This window comes from Spirosoma humi (assembly GCF_054776575.1).
Map to the genome: position 1 here is coordinate 1245372 of NZ_BAAHBR010000015.1, position 24303 is coordinate 1269674.

Annotated in this window: 28 protein-coding genes and 1 pseudogene; 10 read left to right on the forward strand and 19 right to left on the reverse strand. The window is 46.8% G+C overall.

Annotation, left to right across the window (positions count from 1 at the left end; translation table 11 throughout):
* Positions 1 to 154: 154 nt before the first annotated feature.
* Positions 155 to 1345 (reverse strand): 4-hydroxybenzoate 3-monooxygenase, encoded by a 1191-nt coding sequence (locus ACYU8Y_RS21445; RefSeq protein ID WP_460940149.1) that lies wholly within the window; start codon positions 1343 to 1345, stop codon positions 155 to 157.
* A gap of 351 nt (positions 1346 to 1696) precedes the next feature.
* On the opposite strand from ACYU8Y_RS21445, the gene ACYU8Y_RS21450 reads away from it, so the two are divergent.
* From ACYU8Y_RS21450 to ACYU8Y_RS21475, 6 genes are all read left to right on the forward strand, one after another.
* Positions 1697 to 2266 (forward strand): methyltransferase family protein, encoded by a 570-nt coding sequence (locus ACYU8Y_RS21450; RefSeq protein WP_460940150.1) that lies wholly within the window; start codon positions 1697 to 1699, stop codon positions 2264 to 2266.
* 313 nt (positions 2267 to 2579) lie between these two features.
* Positions 2580 to 3854 carry a flavin-containing monooxygenase gene (locus tag ACYU8Y_RS21455; RefSeq protein ID WP_460940151.1) on the forward strand — a complete coding sequence of 425 codons (1275 nt, stop codon included), beginning with the start codon at positions 2580 to 2582 and terminating at the stop codon, positions 3852 to 3854.
* Positions 3855 to 4109: 255 nt separating this feature from the next.
* Complete coding sequence (locus tag ACYU8Y_RS21460) at positions 4110 to 4487, forward strand: VOC family protein (RefSeq protein WP_460940152.1); 378 nt, start codon at positions 4110 to 4112, stop codon at positions 4485 to 4487.
* Positions 4480 to 5328 (forward strand): helix-hairpin-helix domain-containing protein, encoded by an 849-nt coding sequence (locus tag ACYU8Y_RS21465; protein WP_460940153.1) that lies wholly within the window; start codon positions 4480 to 4482, stop codon positions 5326 to 5328. Before ACYU8Y_RS21460 ends, ACYU8Y_RS21465 begins: the two co-directional genes overlap by 8 nt.
* Before the next feature lie 145 nt (positions 5329 to 5473).
* Positions 5474 to 6004, forward strand: a complete 531-nt coding sequence (locus ACYU8Y_RS21470) for a hypothetical protein (protein ID WP_460940154.1) — start codon at positions 5474 to 5476, stop codon at positions 6002 to 6004.
* A 194-nt stretch (positions 6005 to 6198) separates the two neighbouring features.
* On the forward strand, positions 6199 to 6738 hold the full coding sequence (locus ACYU8Y_RS21475) for a GNAT family N-acetyltransferase (RefSeq protein ID WP_460940155.1): 540 nt from the start codon (positions 6199 to 6201) through the stop codon (positions 6736 to 6738).
* 189 nt (positions 6739 to 6927) lie between these two features.
* Here ACYU8Y_RS21475 and ACYU8Y_RS21480 read toward each other — a convergent pair whose 3' ends face one another.
* The 10 genes from ACYU8Y_RS21480 to ACYU8Y_RS21525 form a co-directional block, all read right to left on the reverse strand.
* On the reverse strand, positions 6928 to 8040 hold the full coding sequence (locus ACYU8Y_RS21480) for a DUF5700 domain-containing putative Zn-dependent protease (protein ID WP_460940156.1): 1113 nt from the start codon (positions 8038 to 8040) through the stop codon (positions 6928 to 6930).
* A gap of 140 nt (positions 8041 to 8180) precedes the next feature.
* A complete protein-coding gene (locus ACYU8Y_RS21485; protein WP_460940157.1) occupies positions 8181 to 8996 on the reverse strand; it encodes an AraC family transcriptional regulator in 816 nt (271 codons plus the stop codon).
* A gap of 222 nt (positions 8997 to 9218) precedes the next feature.
* A complete protein-coding gene (locus ACYU8Y_RS21490; RefSeq protein ID WP_460940158.1) occupies positions 9219 to 9629 on the reverse strand; it encodes a hypothetical protein in 411 nt (136 codons plus the stop codon).
* Between the two features lie 119 nt (positions 9630 to 9748).
* Entirely contained in the window at positions 9749 to 10321 is a 573-nt protein-coding gene (locus tag ACYU8Y_RS21495; protein WP_460940159.1) for a Crp/Fnr family transcriptional regulator, read from the reverse strand.
* Between the two features lie 4 nt (positions 10322 to 10325).
* Positions 10326 to 11138: an oxidoreductase gene (locus tag ACYU8Y_RS21500; RefSeq protein ID WP_460940160.1), complete on the reverse strand. Its 813-nt coding sequence runs from the start codon at positions 11136 to 11138 to the stop codon at positions 10326 to 10328.
* Between the two features lie 204 nt (positions 11139 to 11342).
* Positions 11343 to 11861, reverse strand: a complete 519-nt coding sequence (locus ACYU8Y_RS21505) for an RES family NAD+ phosphorylase (RefSeq protein ID WP_460940161.1) — start codon at positions 11859 to 11861, stop codon at positions 11343 to 11345.
* A 3-nt stretch (positions 11862 to 11864) separates the two neighbouring features.
* A complete protein-coding gene (parS, locus tag ACYU8Y_RS21510) occupies positions 11865 to 12350 on the reverse strand; it encodes a type II RES/Xre toxin-antitoxin system antitoxin (RefSeq protein WP_460940162.1) in 486 nt (161 codons plus the stop codon).
* Between the two features lie 168 nt (positions 12351 to 12518).
* A complete protein-coding gene (locus ACYU8Y_RS21515; RefSeq protein WP_460940163.1) occupies positions 12519 to 12752 on the reverse strand; it encodes a helix-turn-helix domain-containing protein in 234 nt (77 codons plus the stop codon).
* Complete coding sequence (locus ACYU8Y_RS21520; protein WP_460940164.1) at positions 12745 to 13080, reverse strand: hypothetical protein; 336 nt, start codon at positions 13078 to 13080, stop codon at positions 12745 to 12747. Before ACYU8Y_RS21520 ends, ACYU8Y_RS21515 begins: the two co-directional genes overlap by 8 nt.
* Before the next feature lie 11 nt (positions 13081 to 13091).
* Positions 13092 to 13481 (reverse strand): hypothetical protein, encoded by a 390-nt coding sequence (locus ACYU8Y_RS21525; RefSeq protein WP_460940165.1) that lies wholly within the window; start codon positions 13479 to 13481, stop codon positions 13092 to 13094.
* A 93-nt stretch (positions 13482 to 13574) separates the two neighbouring features.
* Here ACYU8Y_RS21525 and ACYU8Y_RS21530 point away from each other — a divergent pair, with 93 nt between their 5' ends.
* From ACYU8Y_RS21530 to ACYU8Y_RS21540, 3 genes and pseudogenes are all read left to right on the forward strand, one after another.
* Positions 13575 to 13712, forward strand: a complete 138-nt coding sequence (locus tag ACYU8Y_RS21530; RefSeq protein ID WP_460940166.1) for an FAD-dependent monooxygenase — start codon at positions 13575 to 13577, stop codon at positions 13710 to 13712.
* A gap of 131 nt (positions 13713 to 13843) precedes the next feature.
* Positions 13844 to 14368: pseudogene (locus ACYU8Y_RS21535) on the forward strand (transposase); the annotation flags it as partial.
* A 515-nt stretch (positions 14369 to 14883) separates the two neighbouring features.
* Positions 14884 to 15930 carry an amidohydrolase family protein gene (locus tag ACYU8Y_RS21540; protein WP_460940167.1) on the forward strand — a complete coding sequence of 349 codons (1047 nt, stop codon included), beginning with the start codon at positions 14884 to 14886 and terminating at the stop codon, positions 15928 to 15930.
* A 257-nt stretch (positions 15931 to 16187) separates the two neighbouring features.
* Here the strand turns inward: ACYU8Y_RS21540 and ACYU8Y_RS21545 are convergent, their stop codons facing one another.
* From ACYU8Y_RS21545 to ACYU8Y_RS21565, 5 genes are all read right to left on the reverse strand, one after another.
* A complete protein-coding gene (locus ACYU8Y_RS21545) occupies positions 16188 to 16544 on the reverse strand; it encodes an immunity protein Imm33 domain-containing protein (protein WP_460940169.1) in 357 nt (118 codons plus the stop codon).
* Positions 16545 to 16568: 24 nt separating this feature from the next.
* Positions 16569 to 16907 (reverse strand): hypothetical protein, encoded by a 339-nt coding sequence (locus tag ACYU8Y_RS21550; protein WP_460940170.1) that lies wholly within the window; start codon positions 16905 to 16907, stop codon positions 16569 to 16571.
* Positions 16908 to 17054: 147 nt separating this feature from the next.
* A complete protein-coding gene (locus tag ACYU8Y_RS21555; RefSeq protein ID WP_460940172.1) occupies positions 17055 to 17339 on the reverse strand; it encodes a hypothetical protein in 285 nt (94 codons plus the stop codon).
* 182 nt (positions 17340 to 17521) lie between these two features.
* On the reverse strand, positions 17522 to 18208 hold the full coding sequence (locus ACYU8Y_RS21560; protein WP_460940173.1) for an ATP-binding cassette domain-containing protein: 687 nt from the start codon (positions 18206 to 18208) through the stop codon (positions 17522 to 17524).
* A 575-nt stretch (positions 18209 to 18783) separates the two neighbouring features.
* Positions 18784 to 19287 carry a hypothetical protein gene (locus tag ACYU8Y_RS21565; protein WP_460940174.1) on the reverse strand — a complete coding sequence of 168 codons (504 nt, stop codon included), beginning with the start codon at positions 19285 to 19287 and terminating at the stop codon, positions 18784 to 18786.
* A 543-nt stretch (positions 19288 to 19830) separates the two neighbouring features.
* On the opposite strand from ACYU8Y_RS21565, the gene ACYU8Y_RS21570 reads away from it, so the two are divergent.
* Positions 19831 to 20859 (forward strand): substrate-binding domain-containing protein, encoded by a 1029-nt coding sequence (locus ACYU8Y_RS21570; protein WP_460940333.1) that lies wholly within the window; start codon positions 19831 to 19833, stop codon positions 20857 to 20859.
* Positions 20860 to 20973: 114 nt separating this feature from the next.
* On the opposite strand, the gene ACYU8Y_RS21575 is transcribed toward ACYU8Y_RS21570, so the two are convergent.
* The 3 genes from ACYU8Y_RS21575 to ACYU8Y_RS21585 form a co-directional block, all read right to left on the reverse strand.
* Positions 20974 to 21885 carry a ThuA domain-containing protein gene (locus tag ACYU8Y_RS21575; protein WP_460940175.1) on the reverse strand — a complete coding sequence of 304 codons (912 nt, stop codon included), beginning with the start codon at positions 21883 to 21885 and terminating at the stop codon, positions 20974 to 20976.
* Positions 21886 to 21970: 85 nt separating this feature from the next.
* Positions 21971 to 23359 (reverse strand): glycoside hydrolase family 140 protein, encoded by a 1389-nt coding sequence (locus ACYU8Y_RS21580; RefSeq protein ID WP_460940176.1) that lies wholly within the window; start codon positions 23357 to 23359, stop codon positions 21971 to 21973.
* Between the two features lie 26 nt (positions 23360 to 23385).
* A complete protein-coding gene (locus ACYU8Y_RS21585) occupies positions 23386 to 24303 on the reverse strand; it encodes a sugar phosphate isomerase/epimerase family protein (protein ID WP_460940177.1) in 918 nt (305 codons plus the stop codon).

The window sequence follows — 24303 nt, forward strand, 5'->3', positions numbered from 1 at the left end:
ATGGTCTCTAGGATGGTTTAGTAAACGACCCAGGCATCGAAATTTGCCCTGAAAATAAGGCACAACGGCCAAATCAGCCAACGATGGATCGTTCTTAGACAATTATCTTAGGCTAATTTTACTTCCATTTTTAGGGTATTCCTCCGAATGAATCTTAGACTAGGCCTCGAAGAAAGTCGCTGTGCAAGCGAGCGGCTGTCGGTGAGCGGAACAAGGCGTCCAGGCGGGCGCGGGCTAGCTGCTGGCGAACCGCCCCGTGTTGAGTAGCATCCCCCGCGTCATGCATCGTGTCGGTCATCCAGGCACTGAACTCCTGGTAGGTCCAGACGTGAGTCAGAACTGTGTCGGAATACGTCTCCAGGCCTGTCCTATCACCATCCTGTACCGCCCTTACCAGCGCCTGGGCCAATACATCGACATCGTAGAGCGCCATATTCATGCCCTTCGCCCCGGTGGGGGGGACCAGGTGAGCCGCATCACCGACCAAGAACAGGTTACGATACTGCATCGGTGCATAGACCACTGACCGGAGGGGAATGAAATCTTTATCATGGACGATCACGTTTTGGAGAGTGTCATCCTTCATCCGGAGCCGAATCTCATCCCAGATTCGCTCATCGGGCCAGTCCTCAGGCCCATCACTGAGGGCGCATTGCAAATAGTAGCGGCTGCGGTGGGGACCACGGGGCAACTGAGCGACAAAGCCCTGGTCGCTGACGCCCATAATCGGATGCCCGGTAACAGGAGCCTCGACCAGGGCCGCTAGCCAGGCATAGCCGTACTCATAGCTGTACTTGGTCAGGATGCCAGGGGGAATCGATGAGCGGCTAACGCCCCGATCCGCATCACAACCGACGATATACTGGCAAGCGAGTTGGTGAGAACCGCTGGCATCCGAATAGGTGACCCTTGGAAAGAAGCCATCCTCGTTAGTGATGGTAACCTCCGATACCTCGAAGCGGACATCCCCGGCCCGAACGTCGATGAGTTCGCGCAGCAGATTGTTGACCAACATCTGCTGGGTGCAAAATCGGCTTTCGCTGCCGTCGTCGCCCAGGATCTCGAAAACGCGGCTGACCCCGTTGATCCGATAGTCAATGGTCTGGGCGAGGGGACCGCCCAAGAGCGAGTCAGCCAGCCCCCATCGCTCGAACATCTGAATGCCGCGCGTTTCAACGACACCGGCGCGTTGGCGCACCTGGACGTATGCCCGGTCGCGCCGTTCCAAGACCACGCAAGCGATGCCCGCTTGATGCAGGAAAGTCGCCAAGGTCAACCCGGATACCCAGCCCCCAATGATAACCACTTGGGTATCTTCAACGCTCTTGGTTTGCTCTGTTTCCATACTATTCAGTGCCTTTTATTAAATTTGGTACAAAGGTCGCTGACGAAGAAACGGGACCTGTTTAACAGATCACGGGTATAGATGGACGATTCGCGGATTAAACGATTGCCGTTGGTACTGGAAGTCTGATCAAAGGGGCAGGCTTGTCATTTTCAATTGACAAGGACCCCTGAATTATTTATTCTCAAGAAAGGCTCCTCCCTGAGACGAGGTCGTATCTATAATTTGGGCTTTTTAGTATAGCCTACCGCATCACGCATCACTCCACCGGACGGAATTAATGGAGTTGGCTTACAACACAAATTGACAGCTACCTCAGTTACCTAAGTTGTACACAATGACTCTGTCACTATGTTCACTACTTACTTTGCTCTAAGTTCATGGGGCTTTTTTTGGATTGGCTGGGCCATATGGGGGTATACAACACGCCGTCGAGTCCAGGTGCAGCAGCAAACTAAGACGAGTTGGTATCGGCCAATCCATGTGGGCCTTGTCGCGCTGTCCTTCATCCTGCTGCTCAATCCACTACCCATGGCGTTCACTAAACCGGTTTCCGGTTTGCCCCACTGGGTTCACTTACTAGGCATGGGGTTGATGCTGATGGGCATGCTGTTGGGGGGCTGGGCCCGCCAGGCGCTGGCTGATAACTGGAGTGGGGCCATTCAGCAAGTTGAAAACCAGACTTTAGTGACTAGTGGTCCCTATCGTTACGTTCGCAATCCGATGTATACGGGTTTCCTCTCGGCCGCGTTCGGGACGACCCTGTATCAACCCAGCCTGTCAAGCTTGATGGGCTTACTGATCTTGTGTGGAACCTATGCGGTAAAAATAAGCCGGGAAGAAGAGTTCTTATTGCAAGCACTTCCAGGCTACTCTGTCTATTGTCAGCATACTTGGCGTCTGATTCCGTTTCTTTACTGAGTTGGGAATCGGCGAGGGGTACAGGGATTGGGGTTTTCACAACTGAATTGCCGGTAAGAGAGCTTTACTTAAAAGATTTTTTAAGCGGATTGCCACCCCTTTGTGCAGACCTACTATACATCTGAGGAATGCGCACCATCTTAGTAAAGGCTCTTGCTTGAGATGAAGGAGCAAGCATGTAGCGGCTTTTAAATGGGGGCGTTTAGTTGGCCGATCATTTTTTTTAATCCAAAAGAAAGAATGATCTTAGCTACCTGCAACTCTGGGACAACTGTTTAGTAAACAACTTTTTTTACGATGACTCGATTGGCCTATGGTTAAGCCCCTACTGGATGTCATTGTGGTTGGCGCAGGGCATGCTGGCATTTGCGTTAGCTATTATCTAACCAAACAAGGTGTTCCCCATCTGGTCTTTGAGCAGGGACGAATCGGGGAAACCTGGCGTTCCCAACGCTGGGTTTCCTTTAGGATGAACTCGGCTAACAAATTAAATCTGCTGCCCCAACAGACCCCCTATTTTGAAGACCCCGATGCCTTTACCGGAGCAACTGAATTTGCGCTGGCGCTGGAAATCTATGCCTGCCAAGAACAGCTGCCCGTCAAAGAATACTGTCCGGTAGTGGCCGTACGTACTGACCAGGAACAAGCTATTTTTCGGGTTATCGTCTCGGAGCAGGGTAAAGAGACAGCCTATCTCAGCCGACGGCTCGTTATCGCTTCAGGTGGTCAAAATAGGATTCGGGTCCCTGACTTAGCCAATCACCTGACCAAGTCGGTGCTGCAACTACACGCCAGTGAATACAAAAATCCCCATCAACTCCCAGTTGGAAATGTGTTGGTGGTCGGGAGTGGCCAATCCGGAACTCAGATAACCCAGGATTTGATGGCTTCGGGGCGACACGTTTTTCTCTCGACAGCCCGGGTTGGCCGGATACCAAGACGCTACCGGGGCAAAGATATTTTTGACTGGCTGGTTGAGCTTGGGTTTTATAACACGCCTACTGAGGAGGTCACTGACCCGTCCTTGTTAAAGGTCAAAAACCCACAGGTGTCAGGAGCCGGTGATCGGGGAAAAACCTCGAGTTTACAGTCCCTGGCCCGAAGTGGAGCCATTATACTGGGTCGGGCGGACAGGGCCGAAGCCGATACTATTTTTTTTCAGCCCAGTGCCTCCTCGAACGTCAGGTACGCTGACGAATTTTCCCAGCATGTTAAACAGCTCATTGACGAGTATATTCAAACCCATCAGGTGTTGGCTCCGCTTGCCGACATTGATCTGGATGATAGGCCGGACGAAGAAGCCGCCTGCGCGTCTGATTTGACGCAACTGAATCTGGTAAAAGAGACAATCACCTCCATCATTTGGACGACCGGGTTTGGGGGTGACTTCAGCTACCTGCCCCTGTCGGTACTCAATGACGATCAGTTACCCAAGCATCGAAATGGGATTAGCCCAGTCGATGGACTTTATTTTATCGGTTTGCCTTGGTTAAGGAAACGGCAATCGGCCATTATATTGGGGATAAAGGAAGATGCCGAATTTATTGTTAGTCACATTGTAAAGAGTACCTTACCTGGCAGTAGGTAAATGAACCATCCAGCAGAATTCAATCTTTTTATTTAAGAGTTTGGGTCGTTTTGTAAGTGCTGATTCAACCTTAAATCCTGACTGCCCGAAATAGTAGTGACTTGATCGTATGCTACGCATAAAGTTGGACAGTGATTAAAATCCTCAATCCTCGTCTCATAATTCGCTTGTCTCCTAATCCACTTTAGCAATTTCCGCACATTTCCGCTTTCACCTTTACCCTATTTTTAAACAAACTATCAATGCGTTCAATTTATGAAATCCATCTCGCCAAACATCTTCGTCAATGACTTACAAGCAACCATCACCTTTTACACCAAACTTGGCTTTACTATAACGGATGAAGTGACTGCTGCCGAAGGCGAAAAGGTATTTGCCATGATGACCAACGGAAGTGTCACGTTCATGTTTCAGAGCTTTGCCAGCATTGAAGGCAAGCACCCGATGGTGAGTCGTGCCGACGGAGGGGCGCTTTTGTTGTACATCACTGTGGATAACATCCGTCAGTATTATGCCTATATCAACGAACGCGTAACCGTGCTCACCGGTCTGGAGAAAACGTTTTACGGGGCTACTGAATTTTCGCTCTGCGACAACAATAATTTCCTGCTAACTTTTGCCGAACATGACTAAAGAGGAACTCAATCCACTGAAAGTAACACCCGCAGAAGTGAAAAAGCTGCGCGCGCTGAAAATCAAAAAGAGTGAAATGCACCTGCACAACATAGAGGTACTGCAGACGTTGCTTGTTACCTCAAAAATCAGGGCGATGGAGCTGTTTGCGTTATCTGAGTTTCAAAGTCTTCCCTCAGTCGGCATACGCTTCGCGCATGACCTGATCTGGATGGGCTATTATTCCCTACACGAGCTGAAAGGAAAGGACCCCGCAAAGCTCACTGATCAATACGAGTTGGAAAAAGGGGTATGGACAGATCCCTGTGTGGAAGATCAGTTTCGGCTGGTAGTACATTTTGCCAATCACCCAACTAGTAAACTCAATTGGTGGGACTTCACCCCCGAGCGCAAAGCCTTCCGCGAAAAAAACGGCTATCCTTCCACGCGGCCAAAGAAGCCTTGGTTTGAGTTATCTCAGTACCAAACGGGCAACCAAATACCGGCCACGCAGGAGGCCACCCAAAAAGACCTGCATAAAAAACTGAAACTCGCCTTGGCCTACATGACCAAATATCCACAAGAAAAAATCACCATCGCTCAACTGGCTAATTTAGCCCACCTCTCCCCCTATCATTTCATCCGCCTATTCCACAGTGCCTATGAATTGACACCCCTGCAATACCTCACGCGATTACGACTAAAGAAAGCATCTTTATTATTAAAAAAATCAGATTCCACCGTGGCCAACATCGTTCCCCAATGTGGCTTTGAGAACGAGAGCGCTTTTATTCGCTTATTCAGAAAAGAATTCAGAATGACACCAATAGCGTACCGTAAGCAGTTTGGGCAGAAGAAGTAATCTTGCCTTCAACTCTGCGCACTTTTGTTCTCCTTTGAAGATTCTTTCTGATCAAATTGCATATATTATCGCAAAAAAGACTTTTTTAAGATAGGGGCTAAGGCGATTTATTTCTCATCAAAACGCTCATATTTGAAAAAACTATATGCATCTCCCCTTATGGTTTATCGCTATCCTGCTGATCCTGATCGGTAGCCTGTGGCTCCGACAGGGGATTCGCCAGCTGCTGAAGTGGGCCGGTAGCTCCCTGATCGGCAAGCTGCCCGGGATTCAGTCGATCAGCCCTTTTGTGGTAACTAAAGCTGGCAAGTACGCTATCTGGCAAAGCCGTAAAACCTATGGACAGACTCCCCTGAAGATGCCCCCGCCCATCATTGCCTCAGCGCCAACTGGTAAACGGCTGTTGATTCACAAAGCCTATTCCAATGTGATGGTCAGTAGTGTGGGGGAAACCCGTTTCCAGTTGTTCACCTTCTGGGCTGGGCCCGGAGATTACCAGCTCGAAATGCCGGACTCTGGCCAGGAGCGAACTTACGCCCTTGAGATCAGAGTCTATAAACCAACCTATCGAATGGTCCTGGCCATTCTGTTGACCATCTTAGGTGCGGGGGCTTTCATCGTGGGCATCGTTATGCTGATTCAAAGCGTACTGCCTGAAAGCAGCTCGTTACCCTAGAGTAACTGCCGTCAAAGTGTCTCTTATTGCTGTTTTACACCCAGTTCATCTCTTGAAAGGCGTCTGACTAGATGAGACGGGTAAAAATGTATAGTCAGCTATCGAAAACAAATTTCTCATCAAAGGCTCCGATAAGTGAATGATTAACCTTAATCATTTGTCAGACCCGTTCAACTGTCATTAGCCCCACCTCCATGAATATCCGTATTCGACAAGAAACGCCAGCCGACTACCCAGCGGTCTCAAGCCTGATCCAGGAGGCCTATCGCTCGGTGGCTTACAGTGACAAAAAAGAACACTTGATGGTCGAGCGACTGCGAAAATCCAGTGCGTTTATTGCGCAACTTTCCTTGGTGGCTCAGGCGGATACCGACGAACTGGTAGGCCATATTATGTTCACTAAACTTCACATTCAAGACGGGCATCAACGCTTTCCAGGACTGGCGTTGGCTCCTCTATCGATACCCCCTGCCTTTCAGCAGCAAGGCATCGGTAGTGAATTGATTAAGGCCAGCCATAGCATTGCTCATGACTTGGGCTACCCGTTCTGTGTGGTGTTGGGTCATGCCAACTACTATCCTAAGTTTGGCTACGAACGACTCAGTGGATATCCCATTGAGCTACCGATTCAGGTAGCCGACGAAAACAAAATGATCATTGCTTTTGTGGAAAACGGGTTAGCTGGCGTCAAGGGGGAGATTGTTTATGCGAACGATTTTTTTGGCGGGCCGTAGTGCTCCCATGTCCATCGGTCATTAACCCAATTTAGCAGGTAGAAAGCCAGTTTCAACAAATGCTCTTCCTTGAGACAAGTAATCGTTCTTAGAAAGGCTCCCGCCAGAGACAACGAATTACTGATGCATCTGCTTCTTAAAAGGGGCGTTTAAAGAGTCATAATGAAGGAACTCAGCATAGAAAGTGCATCACAATTTATTTGCCCACGGTTGTAGCTTTGTGATAATTGACTCCGTAGCTGGACTCAATTTGATATTGATCTTACTGGGTAACTCCTGATAGAGCCGGATGTACGTGCGGCAGAACTCAAGTGGGCTTTGGTTGACCAAAGCAGCTAGCACGGCTTTGCCCCGGTGCTCTTCAATTTCTTTAGCCATACGGTACCCCATATGGTAGCCCGTTTGGTCAAAAGCAGTGGTAAAAGCGATGTTGTATAACTGATTCGGACTAGCGGTCGAATCATAGTAAGCCGAATAAAGTAAGCTTTCAAATAATACAAAATTTTGCCGGGAACGCTGGCGGTTCTGTTGGTATTCACGCTGTTGGGCAGCCGCTAAAGGTTTAGCCCCCTTGATTTTAGAAAAATCGGCAACCAGAGTGGCCGTGCCTTCCAGCCATAAATTCTCCAGAAGCATATAGGCGGTTTCTACGGGCTTGGGTAATTGGCCGATCAACTTCTCTTTCTTTCTAGACCGCTGACCTACCTGCTGAACAGTGTGATAGAGTTCATGAGCCACTAGGTACACTAAGCCTTCATAGTCATCACCCACCTTTTGCAGCGCTACGTTAAAGGTGGGATCGTCCCCAATTGTGAAGCCCAGTGATCCGCCCCCTACTAGAAAACAAGCCCGAGCCGTCACTGGATTATTAGGAGGACAATAAGGAAGGATCAACGCCTTCACCTCATCTTGAAAAGAACCTTTAGCTTCTACCTGATCAATCAATTTAATCGTTGAAGCTAAATTTGTTTTGACCACTTGCCAGTTGAATGGATCGTCTCCTTTTATGGCACCCGTTTCAATGACCTCGCGCAGCGTCTGTTTAAAGACTACTTCGTTATTAGTTTTATTGTTGTAGCCTACTTTAGCAATCAATTGTTGGTTACCATATAGCTTAGCCACCTGCTCTAATTGCGTTGAGGCAACTGCGGTTTGACTCATCAAGTGAGTAATTGCTTTGGCACTCTCAAAATCGAGCTGGATGGTGATTTTTGCACTCGATGCCGTGGCCGTTAGCGACTGGCCAGTTGATGAGGAGTTGATAACGAAAAGCCAACACAGAACCAATAAGGGTGTCTTCATAAAGAGTATGGCAAACAGGTGGATTGGCAGTGGCCATTGGGATGGTAAGTCTAGCTACAACCAAACGTAAAAATAAGGCTCATTTTGCTTGGCTTACTGTACAAATCGGACACAGGTTGATCGCCCAAAGCAGGCGAGCCCTAGTCCGAGCTAGTAATAAGCACTTGTCCATCGACACTAATCAACTGCTGTCTAAGCGTGGTAGGCCGCTGCTGGGTAAATTGCCCAAAAGCGCGTACCAGGTGGCTCGTATCAAAATAGTTGTTCTGAAAAGCCACTTCATCCAGACTTAGCCGCGGATGAGCATTCATAAGGCACTCGCGAAATTGTAAGAGTCGTAAGTACTCTTTAGGCCCTATATCATAATAGGTGAGAAGAGTACGATACAGTTTTTTTTCGGAACAGTTGAAATAACGACTAAGCTGAGACAGCCGGGTAAACTGGTAATAATCAATACAGTCAATAACCTGTTCAGCCAAATGAAGCGGTTTTTCGTTGATGGCCTTAAGAAGAAATTGTTCAATGAGTTGACAGCGAACAAGTAGGTCATTTTGTCCAAAAACGGTTTCAAAGAATGGAATTGCACTTGGCCCAAATGCCTCCGAGAGTATATCCCCGTCAAGCACGAACTGTTTAGCAGGAAGTGAAAAGAAACGATAATATCCTGCTACCGTAAAATCAATGCAAATTTCATCCAGACAACCCGCTACGTAATGCGTATTAGGAATAGTGTGAAGTCCTGAAATGTAAGAACTAATCAGTTGACGTTGATGAAGAATCTTGTTGCCGTTGGGTTGGACCGTTAACTGTCCCTGAATGATGCCTAAACAAATATTACGGTTTGGATAAGACGTAAATGAGGTATAACCGTTGGCATCAAAGCCTTGGTTGAAAAGTATGTATTGAATGTACTTCTTTAGGGTTCTGTTTTGAGGTCTGATTGCCTTAAAGAGCATAGCAACAAATGGATAGTGTTCAGGAAAGTGTGTCAAGTTATGATTTACTAACTTGACACACTTTCCTGAACACTATCGAAATGGTAAAAGAATCGTGAGCTACTTTTTCTCAAGAAAGGCTCTTCCATAAGACGAAGAGGCCTTTGGCGCACTTTAAAATACGATTTAATTTAATTAATGGCAACGGCTATCCCTAACCAACTATCTGCTGTCCTTACTCATTTATTTAAAATTCTGTTTAGTTCGTGGATATAGATAGCACTTAATTGGTGCTTTAGATAGCTTGGTTGTATCCGGTGACCAGTTCCAACCCTTTTGTAATCCTCGGTAATCGAGCTGGCTGATATGCCCCGCTAAGACTTGTTGATAGATAAATTGATGGGTATTCAACCAGATATGACAAACCTGGGTATTACTCCACCGAGTTGGTATTCCTTTAACCTCACTGTATGTTTCAGCCCATAGTGGTGCATCTTTGCCGGAGTTATCGATTGGCGAAAAGCCAGGATGAAAAGGCCCGTAACCTTCGATGAGTTGGAGTGGCAAGAATCTAACCGTCCCAGTCTGCTCAGTCATTTGGTGGCATGCCATCAACGTACCAATCAGACATAGCAACCCGACTGATGTTTTCATGACGATTTGTATAAACTAGGTCTACTATAAATGTGCTTGTATAGTAGCCAATCTACCAAAATTTTGGACTCGACCATGAGATCTCACTAAATGCTCAATTAAAAAACATCAATAGATTGCTATTGGATATTCCTTCTTATTCGGCTCAGCGACGACTGGGTAATGCCCAAATAAGAGGCCAGATAAGATAACGGAATTCGATTCGCCAGGTTGGGAAACTCGGAGAGGAACTTAAGATAACGTCCTGTTGCATCATCAGCCATCATGGCGCTGATCCGATTCACCTTGTCGGCGTACCCCTTAGCCGTTATTTTGGCGATAATCGTCTCCCAGCCAACGATCGTCATCGATAACTCCTCCAGGGAACGCTTCGAGAGAGCCACATAGGTGCAGTCCGTAACAGCCTGTATGTATTCACTCGATGGCACACCGGCATTAAAACTGATCACATCGGCGATAAAATGATCCTCATCCAGAAAGTATTTGGTTATCTCAGTGCCATGATTGTTATAATAACAGATGCGCATGACTCCTTCAGTCAGAAAAATAACCTCGCGGGGGGTTTGACCGGCTTCCTGGTAAAAGGCCTCTTTTTTTATAGCTTTTACCGTGGCTTTGCTTTTGATGAGTTCGACCTGCATTGGGTTGAGATTTCCGAACTGTAACAGATAGTTGATCAGTGACTCCATCATCCAGTTAGCTCAATTGGGTCATCAACATTTTATCAAACAACTGATCAGATAAGAGCCATTTTAACATCATCATGGGCTTGGCCATTGCCCCACCCACATACCGTGCCTTAGGCTTTTTTTGCTCGATGCTCTTTTGAATAAGTTTGGCAATCTCCACCGGCTCCACGGCAGTCTTTTCCATGGTTTCATACGTTTTCTTCAGGGCTGCGGCCAGTTTATTGTAAACCGTATGGCCTGAAACGCGCATCAGATCCTGGCCACCGATTTCGATCATTTCCGATTTTGTGCCGCCCGGTTCAATGACGATGACGTCGATACCAAAGGGTTTTACTTCATTACGCAGGGCATCACTCAAGCCCTCAATGGCAAATTTACTGGCATGGTACCAACTGCCCATCGGCAGGCCTACCTTTCCGCCCACGGAGGAAATATTGACGATTTTACCATATCCGTTTTTACGCATACTGGGTAATACTAGCTGAATGAGTCTGGCTACCCCGAACAGATTAATCTCTACTTGATTTCTGGCTTCTGCCATCGGTACATCTTCAAGTGCACCGTAGGAACCAAGACCCGCTGAATTAACTAATATGTCGATGCGGCCCGCTTGGCTGACTATTTTATTCATCCCCTTTAAGATACTTTCATCATCGGTGACATCCATTTCAATGGCATGAACCCCATAGCTCTGTAAAGCTTGCAACTTATCTACCCGGCGTGCCGCACCATACACGTTATATCCATTTTGGGCCAGGTAAATAGCCGTTGCTTTACCAATGCCTGATGAGGCCCCTGTTACTAAAACTGTCTTTGCCATTTTGTTAATATTTTCGATTAAACAACCTGACAAAGGTCTCATTAAACAAAAAGAGGCCATTTGCCATTTGGCAAAAATGAACGATAAGCAGAAGAAATAACCACTGACTAGCCTAGTCTCAAATTACCCTTGTATTCTTGAACGATATGAGCCGCTCCACCACATGGGGACCGGGACGGGATAGTATACTTATGTATACCGTTTTCAGCTCTTCTTAACCCGAGAGGTAGCAGCAGCTGGCATCTTAGCCTGCTTCTGTAATCGTTCATCGAACTCATGAGTTACTACTTCCACTACCTTCACCTGACTCATTAGCGGGTGCAAAGGATTGATCAGGATGTTGCGCGAAGGTGTATTTTTGACAATCACCGAAGGAATGGCAAAGGCCAAGGCGGGATGGCTAGAAACTAACTTGGGTAGTAGAAACTGCGGTAGACTTTCGGGATACTTGAGCGCATCCCAACCGGCGGGCAGTTCAGATAAGTGAATCTCTTCAATGGCATCCGGTAGCTCGATGCTTACCCGGACAAACGGCGGTAGATCGCGCACCGGCGTACCATCTAAGTGCACCAGCGTTTCCAGTAAGGCCAGCTCCGGGGTCATTGACGTGTAGACTAAGGAAGTACCCGGTGGATTCCAGCGACCACCGTTTAATCGAGCCCCCTCCCCCGTAAGTACTGACTCAATGAACTGCTTTTTTTGAATACGGTAGACTAAAGGCATTGCTTAACTGTAAACGCCGTACTCAATGCGGCCTAAGATCTGATCCACTACCTGGAAGCCAGTAGCTGTGTCTAGCAGTTGTAGAGGAGATTGACTTTCCAGAATCTCCAAAGGCCGGCGTAACCAGCGATTAAACTTGCCTTGATCTTCAAACACGCGCAGGCCATGGGCCGCCAGGGCTTTGAGCAGTAAGAGCCGTTCTGATTCCACCTTATTTAAGGAGCCGCTCACTAAGCGACGGGCCATCGTCCGCTCATTCATTGATAGTAATATGGCTAACTCCCGAATCGTCAGCTCCAACAAAGAAGCCAGCTGTCGCACTTCGGCATGGGCCACCCCGGAGCGGGACTGAGCGATAAGCTCGAAGGGACCGGTTCTTTCGGGTAAGATGCGCAACATGATATTGGCTGGCTCAAAGATAAGTTGGTTTGTCGGGCTCTTCTTGGCATCTGACCTGGCTTTAGGAGCTTTCTCGGTAGTTGCTTTCATGAGTAACAATTTGTCAGCAACATTACTGACATTTTACGTAACTACAACCCGTATAGTCAAAAAAAAGTTTATGGGTTGTCTTAGACTACTTGACCATTTAATGATACTGAAGTAGACGCAAGAATTTATCATGCATCTGCTCCAAGAAATGGGCGTTAAAAGAGATAGCTATGATTGGCTAGAAACTGAAAATTTCTTGGGTTTGCTTCCAATATGCTTCTCAAAAATTCGACTAAAGTGACTCAGATTGGAGAAGCCAAGCTGGTATCCCGTCTGGGCGATGGATAAGCCTTGCTCCTTGATTAGGTAGGCCGCTTGGTTAAGCCGGTGAGTCTGGAAATACTGATAGATACTGACCCCAAAAATTTGCTTGAATAAGCGTTTCATTTTGCTTTCACTCATGCCCGCTAAGCGAGCCAGGTGGCTTACTTAAATCCACTAACAGCTGATCCCGAATCCCATACAGCTGCCTGACATCACCTGCATTGACTGGATAATGGCCAACGTCTTGCCGTTTGAGCAATTCCACCAATAACAGGTAGACCAGTTCCTCTACCTTAATTTGCAGATAAAAATCATGCACCATTGCCGGTGGGGTTGCGCTAAGAATCCCATCGGCCAGCTGTTGAATAGCCGGGGAGGCTACCTCATCGTACAAGTAGGGCTCTGTGGCCGACAGAATGGTTTGAATCAGCAGATGATCGGCTTGATGGTTAAGCCAACCTCTCAACACGCCTACCTCTACCGAAAGCAGTAGATTGTTGATCCTGGTTTTGGCGGGAAAAAGAAATCCAATTCCAGATTGCCCGAGCTGATTTGTACCGAAGGCAGGGCATTACGCTGGGTTGTCGCTGGGGAATCGGTACGATCGGGCGGTTGGCTGAAGATATTGCGAAAGCTAAAAACGATGCGGTCCTGCTGATCGGCGGCTGCCAGTCGCTCGAGCGTTACGTCCGCCACGACTTCGTATTGCTGGATCATCAGCTCAATCGATGATCCCAAGCTAATGCGTTTGATATACCCCACCCCGATATGCGCGGGGATTAGCTGGGCTTCGTCGGGTATTGACTGTTGCTTAGGTGCTGTTATCAACTGGGCTAAGGACTGACTATCTACCGATTCCGGAGGCATATCTGTACCGTTTTGGACTATTTTTTGACCTAATATCGGTATTTTATCGGAAAGACGACCGCCACCTTTGTCCTGTCAAATCATTAATTAATCATGCACAGCAATCAGCAACCCATTATATCTTACACCGTCGCCGTGGTAGGAGCCGGTCCAAGCGGACTCATGGTAGCCAATGAGTTAAAATTAGCGGGCGTAGATGTGGTTCTCCTCGAACGACGGGCCCATGGTTAATATTTTCAAGAGATAGTGAGTAAGCTAGGAAAACTTCAAATTCTCCTGAGAGTATGTTTTGGATAGAATAAAAACGAGAGTCTGTCTTATCTTGGAAGTTCTCAGGCTACCAAGATAAGACAGACTCTCAATGGCAAGTTATAGCGAAAATTGTAGATGACCAGCGTCAACGCTGGCATTCGCTCCGTACCATCGTCAATGCCATTCTATGGGTGAACTATACGGGCCTACAATGGCGGGAGTTGAACCGGCTTAAAGGATCACCACCTTGGCAGACTGTTCATTGTTATTTCCACCAATTCAAACGGCAGGGTGTTTGGGTGCAACTGTTGGACAGTCTGATGGTGAGCGAACGGAAGCGACAGCAACGAGAGGAAACGCCCAGTCTGGTAGCCATTGATAGTCAGAGTGTTCGCACTATGCAGTTTATTGACCAAGAAACGGGCTTGGATGTCAATAGGAAGGTCAATGGCCGCAAACGAAACATTGCCGTGGATCGCCTGGGTTTGCCTTGGGCGTTGGCTGTGACTTCAGCCTCCACTTCTGACAACGAAGCAGGCAAGTTGGTAATAGACCGGTTGCGGGGCAAAGCTCCTGGCTTGAAAGTGATTGCAGCCGATCACGGCTATAAAGTGAGTCTTGTCGAGCCTGTATAAGGCCAGCATGGCTGGCAAGTGGAAATAGCACAAAAGCCTGAAAGTGGCCGAGGTTTTGTGCCAGCAAAGAATCGCTGGTCTGTCGAGCGAAGTTTTAGTTGGCTCAATTTTCGTCGTCGGTTGTTTCGGGATGTGGAGAAAAGCATAGAAAGTTGGGAGGCTATGCTTCAGATCGCCTTCATTTCCATTTTATCCAACCAGCAGGCAGTATAATATTCCAAAATATACCCTAAGAAGTGGGTACAGGGATAATAATCTGTAGGTTACTAACTGGAACTGAGAGTTTCGAATAATAATCGTTCCATAAAAGGCTCCCGCGTGAGCGGTTATAGACTTTATGACTCGCACAAACAAAATGAGGATTTACCCCAATACCTCCCGCAATTAGGCACATAAGTCTCCAGTGTAGTCGTCTTAACCAGTCAAGCACAATCACTTGGCTTACCGATCAATAAAGAGAGATGAAACGGATTGCTTTTGCCCTTATCTTGTTGACTTGACCTCATCTTCATCCCTTGACTAACTCCTTCTCTACCTATTCGTGCGTGAGGCTCATCGCCGTAGGGGCCTTACTGATCGTTAGCGGGTGGCCCTTGTGGGCACAATCTGCCGCTAAACGCTTACCTATCATCGATATGCATCTGCATGCTATCCCCTTTACCGATCAGGGACCACCACCCGTGACTATTGGCGCTCCTTATCGTGATTGGTCGGCCCAAGACCCTAAACAGGGCGGGGGCATGGGCTATATGAACCAGTTGCTTAAATCCACCACCATGTGTGCTACCTGCTTAACGTCAGCTCCTTCCGACGACGCCTTACGCAACCAAACCCTCAACCTCCTCAAAAAGTATAACATCGTTGGGGTCGCCAGCGGTCCAATGGCCTATGTACGACGTTGGCAACAACAAGCCCCCGACCGGATCATACCGGGTATCTTGTTTACCATCGGTGATCCCACCCTCACCCTGGATTCCATGCGGCATTATTTTCAGACCGGAGCGGTCAAAGTGTTTGGTGAGCTGTGTTTGCAATATCAGGGTATTGCCCTGTCGGATTCGATTGTCGAGCCTTATCTGAAACTGGCGGAGGAATTTGATATACCCGTTAGTGTCCACATCGGCACAGGCCCGCCAGGGGTGGCTTATTTTGGTGCCCCCGCTTATCGCGCCCGTTTACATAGCGCTTTTACGGCGGAAGAAGCCATGCTGCGCCACCCTAAGCTACGGGTAGCCATCGCTCATGCTGGCTGGCCGCTGGGGGATGACCTGTTAGCCACACTCTATAGCCATCCTCAGGCATATGTGGATGTGGGGGTGATCTGTTATATTCTACCCCGAGTAGAATTTCATGCCTATCTGAAACGGATTATCGATGCTGGTTTTGGCAAACGGGTGATGTTTGGCTCCGATCAAATGGTTTGGCCCCAGGCTATTGAAGTGGGCATTAAGGCCATTGAGTCGGCTCCATTTTTAAGCCCGGCCCAAAAACGGGACATATTTTACAACAATGCAGTTCGGTTTTTGCGTCTGGATGATGGATCAAAGCAAAAGACCAAATAAGTAAGACTGCCAGTGAGCCAACAGCGAATTAAGTTTGTATGATTTGCTAGAAAAAGGCTTTTCTTAATGACATTCATTGATCTCACGATTCCCTCCTAAGCGAGACAAAGATTTCTTCAAGTATCTGTTTCAATAGCTGGTCCTTATTGAACAATGCTTTCCTGCATTACTTGAAGAAGCGTATGCTACTGGTTTCTGTGTACAGTAAACCAGTAGCATACGTTCTGTTGTATAAGTGGCATTATGTTAGGTAAAAGCTATTTGTTGGCTGTAGACAATAGGTTGGGATCATACCAAACATCCTCGTAATTCTCCTCCGGGTTAACCAGAAAACGCCAACCAGGTGCCAAACCTAAGTACTTCAGTAACTGAGGTTCCCAATCTGCTACGTGTGACACGTGTAAAGGGATAAAGAAGCTATCATCTTCTGAGTATTCCCCTGACCAAATGTACCATCCGGTCGTGTCTACCTCTGGTTCAAGTCGTAAGCCATGAATAGGTCTAGTTTTGTCTCTTACGCTTTGAGATATACCAACTTTGAGATTAGACGGACTATCAAGAAACGGAGCTTGATAACGTTTACACACTACTTGTTGAGAAACTTGCTCACTCATTTCTGTTGTATGATCTGCTTGATGTTAATAACCCAAGTTATCGAGGGCCATTTTTTTGCTGGCAAACTCTGACCAAGTATTGAAAAACTCAGTTAATGGATATTCGTCGTTACCTGGTCTCGACCAAGTCAAGTGGACAACTGCTAACTCACCTCCTTCTCTTACAAACAGTACCTCATCGCTTGCAAAGCTCCTTCCAATGGGTTCAAGTTGCTCGCCAAACAGAGTATGGTGAAAGCTTATCTCTGCTTGTAGCTGATTCTCAAGAGCTGCCTTTTGGTTTTCGGAAACAGCTCCCCAAGGCTCTAACCAAGTTTGGTTCATCGAGTACTTTTCTGTTATATAATCCTGTGGCTGTTGCAAAAGTCATGTAGGCCACCAGTAAGGCCAACAAAGGGGCCCCTACAGGCTACTTCTTTCGTCCAAAATTGGGTGTTCGAAAGGGCTTCCATACCTTGTTCCGACTTTTGCAACAGCCACTATCGTTATGTTATGAGAATAAACTTATAATCATCTTGATTTCCTTATCAAATATTTATTCAATAGATACCAGAATAATACAAATACAACTAGCTGAGTTGCGAGAGCAGTTAACCAAGCTTCTCTACCACCTCCATATAAAATGCCAAACCCCAAGAAACATACAGGCATGGTGGCGATATTTACAATTGAAATAATCCCAGAAATTAACTCATGTTGATTAAGAGTTTTGTTCCCCATTGCAAATAGTGCTATAGTTCCAACTCCTACATAAGCGAGTGAGATCTTAAATGATCTTGCTCTTATCTCATCCATATCTTTAGGAAAATCTTGTTATATAAGTGCTGTGGCTGTTGCAAAAGTCGAAAAGCAATTGATTTGGCCTAATTCATGCATCCAATTCGGTGAAATTCACCCTTGAAAACAGGAGATTGAAAAGGGAGTTTTGGCCCAAGGCCGACTTTTGCAACAGCCACGCCACTTATAAAACAGCGAAACTAGCTTATATATCCGAAGTCTTTTAGCTGCTGGACTGGATGCTCAAGCTGAATAGTACGACCACCCATGTTTAAGAAATAGATTTTGTCGCTAATCGTCAGCACATCCTGATAATAGTGATCTGTAATCAGAATCCCCTTTCTACTTTTCAGAGATACTAGCCAAGTCTTTAGCGTTTCAATGTGTACAGGCGTTACGTTTGAAAACGGCTCGTCCAGGATAACTAATGGCGATGGACTGGTAAGTACCATAACGGTTTCTACCAAGCGTTGCTGGCCACCGGACAGTTGCTTAAAACGGTAGGAGCTTAACTCGTTTAACTCAGGGAAATAGACGCTAGCCTCTGGTAAATCGGATTGATAAAGACCTAAAGCTTGTTGGACTGTCAAATGACTAGGGACAAAGTGTTTCTGGGGTAGATAAGCCAGTACTCCTCGATGCTGATATAACTTGCTGACATAAATGCCATCGATGCGAACGGAACTGTTTTGAGAAGACTTGCTACCATAAATGATCTCTAACAAAGATGATTTCCCGCTACCATTTCGGCCCAACAAGCCGACGATCTGGCCTTTATCGACTCGCAAATAGACGTTCTGTAAAATTTTATGGTTACCATATTCCAACCAAATGCTATCGGCCTCCAGTCTGGTTATGGAAGAATGAGGCTTGCTAGACAAATGCATAGACTAAATATCAGGAGGTCAATAATATACACGCCACCAGCTAATTGGATCTCAGATAGTCCAAAGTGATGATAGAAGATAAACCCTTTCCGGTTAGTTAGTCGAAAAAGGTACCAGATCAGGAGCTGAGTCAGGGTACGCAGCCAAAAGAATTTCGGAATAAAAGACACGAATTTGTCCGACCCAAGAGTAGGGTATCCCGCTATTAACCACATCATTAGAGATGTAGCTAGCGTCAACGGGCAGATCTGTCTGTACAAGATCAACAGGACACGAAGTTGTAGCATTTGAGAAATATAGACCCTTTGACCACAGGTAGAAAAAAATAAAGAAGCTTTAACACTGAAAGCAGTAGGTCAAAACTGTATTATTCCTATTCACTCGACTTAAGTATATCCCAATATACTCTTAAAGAAATTCATTAATATAATCCAGGTGGTTGTTGCAAAAGTCAATAGGACTACAAAAATCCCTATAAGGTAAGCAGGTTTTGCTCTGTAAATGGGGTGAAATTAACAACTTATTTAAGGCCATTACACCCGTTTCAGACTTTTGCAACAGTCACTGCCTTTATGTCAAGCTAGGCTACTGACCCTAAATATAATATTAAGTTCTCTTTGGTATTCTTCACTGATTGAGAACCCGCTCCTATACTCTTTGTAAATAGCTATCAGCTGAGAATGAAGATTCAGTAGTTTGAAAGGTAAGGTCGTTCGATAAAACTCATTAAGTGGAACATCAGCCGATTCAACTGGCTTATAGATCACGATCTCAGGTATTGAATGTTCTTCAACCAAGTCGAGTAACTCATCAATACTTCTAGGTGCCCCGCTCAACATAGTACTATCACTGATTAAGTCAATATGTAGATAAATACCCAGATTTCTGGTATCCTCTTGGGTTAAGATAGATGCTACTAAGTTGATGACTGAGCAAGCTTTCTCGAAGAGTTCCGTCTTGTTGGTAGGTTGATAGATCCCGAACTGATCAATGTGCCTGTCTAGGGCAATACCCTCTAAGTCTGTTTTGACAATTGCATCTAGAAGCCATTCTTCGATCTTACTTTCGGCCCTGTCCATATTTTGAGTTAGCACTTTATAGTAGGCTATTTAAGGACCTCAATCTACAGAAATTCCATTAACATAATACCAGTCTTTTGCTGCCCTTTCCAAGTTACAATCTAGCCTGTTTTCAGGGCATGTATAGGGCGTATGATCTAGGAATATTCTCTTAACATAAAATTACTTATTCAACTTCACTAAGAAAAGTACAAAACTGGTTCTTTTAATTTATCTCAGCAAACGCTCCCCCGCGAGACGAAATAGTTTACTGAATACAAATGGATGATTGATGATTCGGGTAAGCTTATCGATGATTTCTTCAGCTAGTGTAGTAGTTTAGTGATAAGATCTGCTTGATTACTTACTGACTATATACATCACCTTCTGTTGCTGACCGATGCACCCTCTCGCGAAAACAGAAACACGATCATTGGAATAAAGATTATGGTTCTCTAAAGAGACAGGACTTCCTATTTCACCCAACAAAAAGCAAATTTCACTAATTTTGAGAAAACGCCGATCGCCATCAAACATAAGAATAGAACCATAGGTATCAAGGATATTGCTGAACGGGCTAATGTCTCGATTGGCCCTGTCGACCGTGTTTTGCACAACCGGGGTGGCGTATCCAAAGAAACAACCGAACGTATTCTGAAAGCCATCGAAGAGCTGAATTATCAGCCCAATCTTATGGCCAGTCGCCTTAAATCGACAAAAGAGTATTTGCTTGCTGTGTTGCTCCCTAAGGCTACTGCTGATATACCATTCTGGAACGAGCACATTGTTGGTGTTACTCAGGCCGAAAAAGAAATCAGTTCATTCGACGTTTACACCAAAGTATTCTACTTTGATCAAAATAGTAAAACCTCTTTTCAGGAGCAGGTTGACGAGATCATAGGTGACACGTTTGATGGCGTGTTTATGGTACCCGTATTTTACGAGGAGTCGTTGAAATTAATTACAGACTGTAAGGAGCGAGGTGTGCCCTGCCTGTTGTTCGACACTAATATTCCAGATCAGAACACCACTTCCTTCATCGGGCAGAATGCCTACGACAGTGGGTTTCTGGCGGCTGAGCTGTTTAGTTACTGTTTACCCAGTGACTCCTGCGTGCTTATCGTCAATGTTGTTCAGGAGCACGACAACTATCTTCAGTTCGATCAGCGCGAAGAAGGGTTTAGAGCGTTCTTTGACCAACTTCCGCAACCCCATTCGTTTGAACTCGTCAAGATGGAATCCCGGCAGGGCATGAAGGAAGAGTTCGAAGAGCAGCTAATGAAACAGATCGCTGATAACCCGCGTTTGAAGGGCATTTTCACCGTCAACGGCGTTCAGCACATTGCTCCCATTGTTGAAAAACAGAACCTCACCGGTCTTACGCTTATTGGGTACGACATCATACCTCAAACGATTCACTATCTCCAAAACGGCATCATCAACTTTATCATCAGCCAACAGCCTAAGATTCAAGCGTATAATGGCATAAAACTGCTGTACGAAAACGTGCTTTTAAAAAAACAGCTCCATAAAAATTACTACCTCCCGATTGATATTGTCATGAAATCGAACCTGAAGTATTACACGAAATAAAGTCAACGTGTCTTGGCTTCAGTTCAGATACTGGTCGTTCAATACTTATCGCCAGAGCAGCAGATATGCTCGGCAACTATGCACTACCGAAAGCTGACCCTTACAGCGACAAAATCATTTCAGATACTCCTGAACCTGCTTATCGGTATAGAATGGTGATTCGACCCCACCGGCGGGTACTTGCCCCCCGGCAGCCCACACAATGGCATTCAGCAGCAGCTTTCTGTAGTTAGGCTCCTCCCAGTTGGCGTAAAAGTGACCACCCGTAAAACCAAATCCTCTCCCGCCGTTTTTGCGCTCCACGGCCCAGGCTACCGTTTGTTCGTCAACGCCCGACAGCTTGGCTGTTAGTACTGGTTTTAATCGTGTATCCTTCTCCTGAAAATGAATCTTGTAATAGAATTCCTCGCGAAGCTGAAAAGGGACTAGGCCCCGTGCAACGGGATGCACGGCAGGTTTACACAGAGCCGTCTCCGTAGTGATGGCCGAGTACCAGGCTTCTTTTCCCGAAGCGCCCGGCTTTCCGCTTTCGTAATCGAAATACCCCCCTACCCATTCCAAAAACATCTGGCTATGAGACTGTGGCGCAAAGGTAGAATAATGCATAAGCACCAGGCCACACCCTCGTTTCATCTGCTTCTCCAGGATGCGCCAATGGTCACCCACAAAAAGGGGATCATTAGCCATACCGAAATCGCTCCCGTCAGCATACATAAAAATAACGTCCGCATCGTCCAGCGTAGTCGGATCGGCGGGCCATCCGTCGGCGTGTATTTCGGTCGGCATACCGTTCAGGTTTGGCGCCTGGTCCAGCATCACTTTCAGTAACCGTACCGATTTGAGGTATTCGTGTTCTCCGGGATTGTGTGATTTCTTACCCGCGATCAAGACGATCTTTTTGGGCTGTTTCGCTGATTGAGCTAACGAGCTTTGCGCCAGTAAACCACACATCAACAATACCATAACTATCTTCCCCCAAGTTTGTAGAATGGCTTGAGTTCCTCGTTTTGCCGGGCTAATTTTCATGAATACTATCTTTTTAAGCATCACCTAAAGAATAGCGTTAGGGGATTTTATAGACAATAGGGTACATAAACGGACTCGCTTCGTTCTATAATCTGGTAAACCGCTGGCTGGCATCGTCCAGGATCAATACCCAGTCCTGATCGTTGCCTTGCGATGGTGGGGTGAATTTCTGAACACCCGTGTTTAGATACATTTTTCCCGCCATAGCTGCGCCAGTGCGTGGGTTGTACCAACTGGCTTTGACTTTCTTTCCCGATAGGATACCCATCTTTACCTCGAATGCTTGACCGGACGACGAGTAAATGAACGCATAGCCCTTGCCGCGTGTCGCCTGAATACGGTCTTTAGGGTTATCGTAGTTCGTCACAATCATCGACTGATCCGGAATACGCTCCAGAAAGGGTCGTGACTCCATCAGCTTCCGGACGTACGTCATCGAGACTGCCCCTGGCAAATCCAGCGATTCAAACCAGGGTTTGGCAGGGTCGATGTAGGGTTTTCGACCGGGCTCATACATTTGCCAGACGCTATTGCAACCGTACGTATGGCCGTGGGCGCCTGCAAATAAATCCTGATAAGCCTTGCGCCGTACGTCGTTTACATCGGCATAGCCATTCTTCTTCAGATCAAAGCACACCGGTATATCCTCGTACAAAGGCTCTCCGTCCATAGTCGGTTTGGTCGGCGATAAGCTGTAGTCGTGGCTTATTTTCTCCCAAACGTTCACATCCGGGCAATGGCCAGTCTGCAACATATTGAAATCCAGCCAGTCATCCTGGTGAAACCAGGTCGACGATCCAGTTTGTGGATGAAACGTCATCAACACGTTGTCTTTACCGCCAGCCGCTTCCGTGATTCCATTGGCCAGCGCCCGCCAAACCTGAACGTCATTCGAGCCCTTACGGGGGTTACGATCACCGCCGATTACCCAGATGATGTTTTTCTTTGTTTTGTAGCGATTGCCAATAAATTTACCGTATTCGTAGCTATTCTGTTCGTTAAAAACTTCTGGCCCTATTCCCCATTTATCCTTATTGATTTTATCACCCCAGGTTGGTAGCAAAGCCATGTGTAATCCAAGCTTTTCGGCTTGTTCAATTACATAATCGACATGCTTGAAGTAAGCTTCGTTCGGTTTTATCGGGTCTGTGTCCACGAAGGGCACCTGTCCATACGCGTTGGGGTCGCGCAGGCCGTCGTGTTCCGCCAGCACGACGGCCTGAATGACCGTAAAGCCTTTATCCGCCCGGTTCGTTAAGTATTTGACGGCATCTTCCCGGTTAAGGCGGTGGAGAAGTTCCCAGGCCGTATCGCCTAAATAAAAAAAGGGCTTGCCGTTGGTATACACCAGAAAACGACCGTTATCACTCACGCGCAGATCCGATTGCGCATGAGTGACCGTTGGCGTCAACGTAGCACCTACCATCAGGCTTAGTGCCAGTGCTACAATAAAGGGTGAAATGGAGACTTTCAAGTAGGGCGATTGGTTAACAGGTAAATCTAGTTGTACGTTTTAAGCGCTGCCGAATCCCCCATCTCCTTTAGTTCGCGTTTTAGGCCATCCATGTTCATACGTAAACCCACTTCGGCGTCGGGTGCAGTCTCTTCGTTGATAATGCCAATCGGACCACGGTACCCACTCGCCTTGACAATGCGCATCATGTTCAGCTCGGCGTCACCCTGACCAATGGGCACCACTTTGACCGGTGTACCCTTCTTCAGTCCAGAGAGATTTAGGGCCATCAGGTGTGGCAGCATCTTGGGCAGGAAAACAGGAAACCGGTCAATCTGCTCTTCGGCGTGGTGAAAGTTATAGACAATGCCAATGTTTGGCTTTTTGAGGAAATCGATAATCGCGAGTTGGTTCTCGGGTTCGCCAAACCAACCGCCGTGATTGTATAAACCGACAGTGCAGCCAATTTCGGCGGCTTTGTCAGCAATGTAGCGCACGGGTTTAGCCACGGCTTTTATCTTCTCCTCTTGCGTCATGGCGTCGAGTCCTTTTATACCACCGATCATGCACCAGATCTGCGTCTTCACGTTGTGCCGCTTCAATACGTCCAGTATCGCCACCAAGCCTTTATCGGTTTCGGGATTAGGACCCGAATAAAGCCAGAAAGCCTGCAAATCGATGTGGTGTTTTTTGAGCGCATCCAGTTCGGCGTCAAACGTAGGAATGTGCTTCTCGCGCCAATCGTAGGCCAGTTTCGTAATACCGAGGCTATTGAGCATCTGCGCCCGTTCCTCAGGTCCTCTTTCTTTGACGTCGAACGGGACAATGCACCAGGCGACCAGATTGTCACGCGCGTAGATGTTCTTCGTGCTGCTCTTTCCCTGTCCGTTGACGGTTCGACTGCCCATCGTTAGCAGGAAAAGGGCGACAATCAGGAATGAATTAATGTCAAACAATCGTCTCAT